This window comes from Capnocytophaga sp. oral taxon 324 str. F0483, from assembly GCF_000318315.2.
Lineage (GTDB): Bacteria > Bacteroidota > Bacteroidia > Flavobacteriales > Flavobacteriaceae > Capnocytophaga > Capnocytophaga ochracea.
The window spans coordinates 1-5,412 of record NZ_KB291520.1 but is presented as its reverse complement, the minus strand read 5'-3'; the positions used below and the strand labels follow the sequence as shown (position 1 = coordinate 5,412).

Here is a 5,412-nt window from a genome sequence, read left to right as displayed (position 1 = left end):
AAAAAAACTTTCAAAAAATTTGCTAGTTTCAAAAAACGCCGTACCTTTGCACCCGCAAATGAGACGATAAGGCACATTTGTAGGGGCTATAGCATACGCCCAAAAGAAAAAAAACAACACGTACCTTGACATAATGTTGTACAGCACAAAGAAAGATTTAAAGGATTGAGTGAAACCTGAAGTCAATAACTTAAGAATCGGTTAGAAGATATAAAAGAATTTAACGATGAAGAGTTTGATCCTGGCTCAGGATGAACGCTAGCGGCAGGCCTAACACATGCAAGTCGAGGGGGAAGTTACTTTCGGGTAACTGAGACCGGCGTACGGGTGCGTAACGCGTATACAATCTGCCTTTCACTGGGGGATAGCCCGAAGAAATTTGGATTAATACCCCATAGTATATAGGGACGGCATCGTTTTTATATTAAAGCTTAGGTGGTGAAAGATGAGTATGCGTTCTATTAGCTAGTTGGAGAGGTAACGGCTCCCCAAGGCGATGATAGATAGGGGTTCTGAGAGGGATGTCCCCCACACTGGTACTGAGATACGGACCAGACTCCTACGGGAGGCAGCAGTGAGGAATATTGGACAATGGTCGGAAGACTGATCCAGCCATGCCGCGTGCAGGATGACGGCCTTATGGGTTGTAAACTGCTTTTGTAAGGGAAGAATAAGGGCTACGCGTAGTTTGATGACGGTACCTTATGAATAAGCATCGGCTAACTCCGTGCCAGCAGCCGCGGTAATACGGAGGATGCGAGCGTTATCCGGAATCATTGGGTTTAAAGGGTCTGTAGGCGGGCTGGTAAGTCAGAGGTGAAAGCGCTCAGCTCAACTGAGCAACTGCCTTTGAAACTGTTGGTCTTGAATGGTTGTGAAGTAGTTGGAATGTGTAGTGTAGCGGTGAAATGCTTAGATATTACACAGAACACCGATAGCGAAGGCATATTACTAACAATTAATTGACGCTGATGGACGAAAGCGTGGGGAGCGAACAGGATTAGATACCCTGGTAGTCCACGCTGTAAACGATGGATACTAGCTGTTTGGTTTAAGGATTGAGTGGCTAAGCGAAAGTGATAAGTATCCCACCTGGGGAGTACGTTCGCAAGAATGAAACTCAAAGGAATTGACGGGGGCCCGCACAAGCGGTGGAGCATGTGGTTTAATTCGATGATACGCGAGGAACCTTACCAAGGTTTAAATGGAGACTGACAGGGGTAGAGATACCCTTTTCTTCGGACAGTTTTCAAGGTGCTGCATGGTTGTCGTCAGCTCGTGCCGTGAGGTGTCAGGTTAAGTCCTATAACGAGCGCAACCCCTGCCATTAGTTGCTAACGAGTCGAGTCGAGCCCTCTAATGGGACTGCCGGTGCAAACCGAGAGGAAGGTGGGGATGACGTCAAATCATCACGGCCCTTACATCTTGGGCTACACACGTGCTACAATGGCCGTTACAGAGAGCAGCCACTGCGTGAGCAGGCGCGAATCTATAAAGACGGTCACAGTTCGGATCGGAGTCTGCAACTCGACTCCGTGAAGCTGGAATCGCTAGTAATCGGATATCAGCCATGATCCGGTGAATACGTTCCCGGGCCTTGTACACACCGCCCGTCAAGCCATGGAAGCTGGGAGTACCTGAAGACGGTCACCGCGAGGAGCTGTTTAGGGTAAAACTAGTGACTGGGGCTAAGTCGTAACAAGGTAGCCGTACCGGAAGGTGCGGCTGGAACACCTCCTTTCTAGAGAAGACCGATTTAATTATTAATGGTTAATAATTAACGATTAATGGACTTATGGTATATTTGATTCTTTAAATCTTGCTGACAACAAAATAAAATTTGCAAATTTACAAATTTGCTAATTAGAACAAAGTCTCATAGCTCAGCTGGTTAGAGCGCTACACTGATAATGTAGAGGTCGGCAGTTCGAGTCTGCCTGGGACTACAAGCAAAAGAAGGAAATTTCTAGGAGTGAGCTAGAGGAAGGATCCTCTTACCTCTTACCACATATCTCTTACCTAGAGACAGGGGGAATTAGCTCAGCTGGCTAGAGCACCTGCCTTGCACGCAGGGGGTCAAGGGTTCGAATCCCTTATTCTCCACAACAAACGTACATTGACATATTGGGATAAAAAGCATAAGAGATCAATAATTAGATTATTGATAATCTAACGAAAGAATTAAAAAGAATCAAAGAGAACGAGGTATTTTGTCGAAAGACAAAAACTACAAGCGCGAAAAGTTATGTAAGGGCGTATGGGGGATGCCTAGGCTCTCAGAGGCGAAGAAGGACGTGATAAGCTGCGAAAAGTTGCGTGTATTGGCACATACGATATGATACGCAAATCTCCGAATGGGGCAACCCAGTACATTGAAGATGTACTACACCGTAAAGGTGAGCAAACCTGCTGAACTGAAACATCTTAGTAGGCAGAGGAGAAGAAAACAAAAGTGATTCCCAAAGTAGTGGCGAGCGAAATGGGAATAGCCCAAACCCGTATTGTTACGGCAATGCGGGGGTAGTAGGACCCAGATATAGGTTGTAAAGCTGGATTAGAAGTGTTTGGAAAGACACACCACAGAGAGTGAAAGTCTCGTATAGGTACAGTTTTATAAATCTTATGGGAATCCTGAGTAGGTCGGGGCACGAGGAACCTTGACTGAATCCGCCGGGACCATCCGGTAAGGCTAAATACTCCTGAGAGACCGATAGTGAACTAGTACCGTGAGGGAAAGGTGAAAAGAACCGTGAATAACGGAGTGAAATAGACCCTGAAACCCTACGCCTACAAGCGGTTGGAGCAGCTACGGCTGTGACAGCGTGCCTTTTGCATAATGAGCCTACGAGTTACTGTTACCAGCGAGGATAAGGATTTCAGATACGAATCCGCAGCGAAAGCGAGTCTGAATAGGGCGGCAATAGTTGGTAGTAGTAGACGCGAAACCTGGTGATCTACCCTTGGGCAGGTTGAAGCGCTGGTAACACAGCGTGGAGGACCGAACTGGTTGTCGTTGAAAAGACTTCGGATGACCTGAGGGTAGGGGTGAAAGGCCAATCAAACTGGGAAATAGCTCGTACTCCCCGAAATGCATTTAGGTGCAGCGTTGGTGTGAGTTTAATAGAGGTAGAGCTACTGATTGGATGCGGGGGTTTCATCGCCTACCAATTCCTGACAAACTCCGAATGCTATTAAATGCTCATCAGCAGTGAGGGTATGGGTGCTAAGGTCCATATCCTAAAGGGAAAGAACCCGGACCATCAGCTAAGGTCCCCAAATATATGCTAAGTTGACCAAACGCGGTCTGACTGCACTGACAGCTAGGATGTTGGCTTGGAAGCAGCCATACATTTAAAGAGTGCGTAACAGCTCACTAGTCGAGCGGTTGGGCATGGATAATAAACGGGCATAAGCATATTACCGAAGCTATGGGGTTATTGAAAGATATACCGGTAGGGGAGCATTCTATAGGCGTAGAAGCTAAAGGCGTGAGCCGTAGTGGAGCTGATAGAAAAGAAAATGTAGGCATAAGTAACGATAAGGCAGGCGAGAAACCTGCCCGCCGAAAGATCAAGGTTTCCTCAGCTATGCTAATCAGCTGAGGGTTAGTCGGGGACTAACGCGCACCCGAGTAGGGGAAGTGGATGTACAACGGGTTAATATTCCCGTACCATTAATCTGATAAAAGTGACGGAATGAGATAACTACCGCGTACTGACGGAATAGTACGTTAAAGGAGCTGTTATGGCTTTGATAGTACACTGAGGCTTCGGTCGAGGTGATAGAGTGGTGATAACGTTTCCAAGAAAAGCGAAGATTAATGCCCGTACCGTAAACCGACACAGGTGATTGGGATGAGAATTCTAAGGCGCTCGAGAGATTCATGGCTAAGGAACTAGGCAAAATAGACCTGTAACTTCGGGAGAAAGGTCGCCTATCGTAAGATAGGCCGCAGTGAAGAGGTCCAAGCGACTGTTTATCAAAAACACAGGACTCTGCAAAATCGAAAGATGAGGTATAGGGTCTGACACCTGCCCGGTGCTGGAAGGTTAAGAGGAGAGCTTAGTGGCAACACGAAGGTTTGAATTGAAGCCCCAGTAAACGGCGGCCGTAACTATAACGGTCCTAAGGTAGCGAAATTCCTTGTCGGGTAAGTTCCGACCTGCACGAATGGTGTAACGATTTGGACACTGTCTCGGCCATGAGCTCGGTGAAATTGTAGTATCGGTGAAGATGCCGATTACCCGCAGTGGGACGAAAAGACCCTGTGCACCTTTACTATATCTTCGTATTGGTCTTGGATAAGTGATGCGTAGGATAGGTGGGAGACTGTGAAGCGGCTATTCTGGTAGTTGTGGAGTCGTTGTTGAAATACCACCCTTTGCTTATCTGAGGTCTAACCCTGCGATGCAGGGGACAATTCGTGGAGGGTAGTTTGACTGGGGTGGTCGCCTCCAAAAGAGTAACGGAGGCTTCTAAAGGTTCCCTCAGCACGCTTGGTAACCGTGCGAAGAGTGCAATGGCATAAGGGAGCTTGACTGAGAGACCTACAAGTCGATCAGGTACGAAAGTAGAGCATAGTGATCCGGTGGTTCCGTATGGAAGGGCCATAGCTCAAAGGATAAAAGGTACGCCGGGGATAACAGGCTGATCTCCCCCAAGAGCTCACATCGACGGGGGGGTTTGGCACCTCGATGTCGGCTCGTCACATCCTGGGGCTGGAGAAGGTCCCAAGGGTTGGGCTGTTCGCCCATTAAAGTGGCACGCGAGCTGGGTTCAGAACGTCGTGAGACAGTTCGGTCTCTATCTACTGTGGGCGTTAGAAATTTGCGTGGATCTGACTCTAGTACGAGAGGACCGAGTTGGACGCACCGCTGGTGTATCTGTTGTCTTGCCAAGGGCATAGCAGAGTAGCTAAGTGCGGATGGGATAAGTGCTGAAGGCATATAAGTACGAAACCCGCCACAAGATGAGATTTCTTTTAAGGGTTGTGGGAGATGACCACGTTGATAGGTTACAGGTGTAAAGTTGGTAACATCATAGCCGAGTAATACTAATCACCCGTAGACTTTTCGCGCAGTATTCTTTTTTATAGATAAGAGTTAAGAGATAAGAGATAAGAAAGTGTAATACTACTTATGTTTTATCAATTATCAATCTCTTGAAGTTGTTAGTTAAAAATATGTTTTTTATCCCTATATGTTAAAAATATAATTAGGAATAGGTATTTAAGTTAAGATACAAAAAGTAGTTTAAAAAAAGCTCTTATCTTTTACCTCTTACCTCTTACCTAAAACGATTTAAGGTGGTTATAGTCAAAGGTCTCACCTCTTACCATTCCGAACAGAGCAGTTAAACCTTTTAGCGCAGATGGTACTACGGTCACGTGGGAGAGTATGTCGCCGCCTTCTT

2 tRNA genes and 3 rRNA genes are annotated in these 5,412 nt (G+C 46.7%); all 5 read left to right on the top strand.

Annotation, left to right across the window (positions count from 1 at the left end):
• Positions 1 to 223: 223 nt before the first annotated feature.
• The 5 genes from HMPREF9072_RS05535 to rrf all read left to right on the top strand — a co-directional run bounded on the left by HMPREF9072_RS05535 (position 224) and on the right by rrf (position 5,411).
• Positions 224 to 1,741: ribosomal RNA gene (locus tag HMPREF9072_RS05535) — 16S ribosomal RNA — on the top strand.
• Between the two features lie 131 nt (positions 1,742 to 1,872).
• A tRNA-Ile gene (locus tag HMPREF9072_RS05530) sits at positions 1,873 to 1,946 on the top strand.
• Between the two features lie 83 nt (positions 1,947 to 2,029).
• Positions 2,030 to 2,103 (top strand) — tRNA-Ala (locus HMPREF9072_RS05525).
• 133 nt (positions 2,104 to 2,236) lie between these two features.
• A 23S ribosomal RNA gene (locus HMPREF9072_RS05520) occupies positions 2,237 to 5,077 on the top strand.
• Positions 5,078 to 5,301: 224 nt separating this feature from the next.
• Positions 5,302 to 5,411: ribosomal RNA gene (gene rrf, locus HMPREF9072_RS05515) — 5S ribosomal RNA — on the top strand.
• The 16S, 23S and 5S rRNA genes sit together here with 2 tRNA genes alongside, the layout of an rRNA operon.
• Position 5,412: the final 1 nt, after the last annotated feature.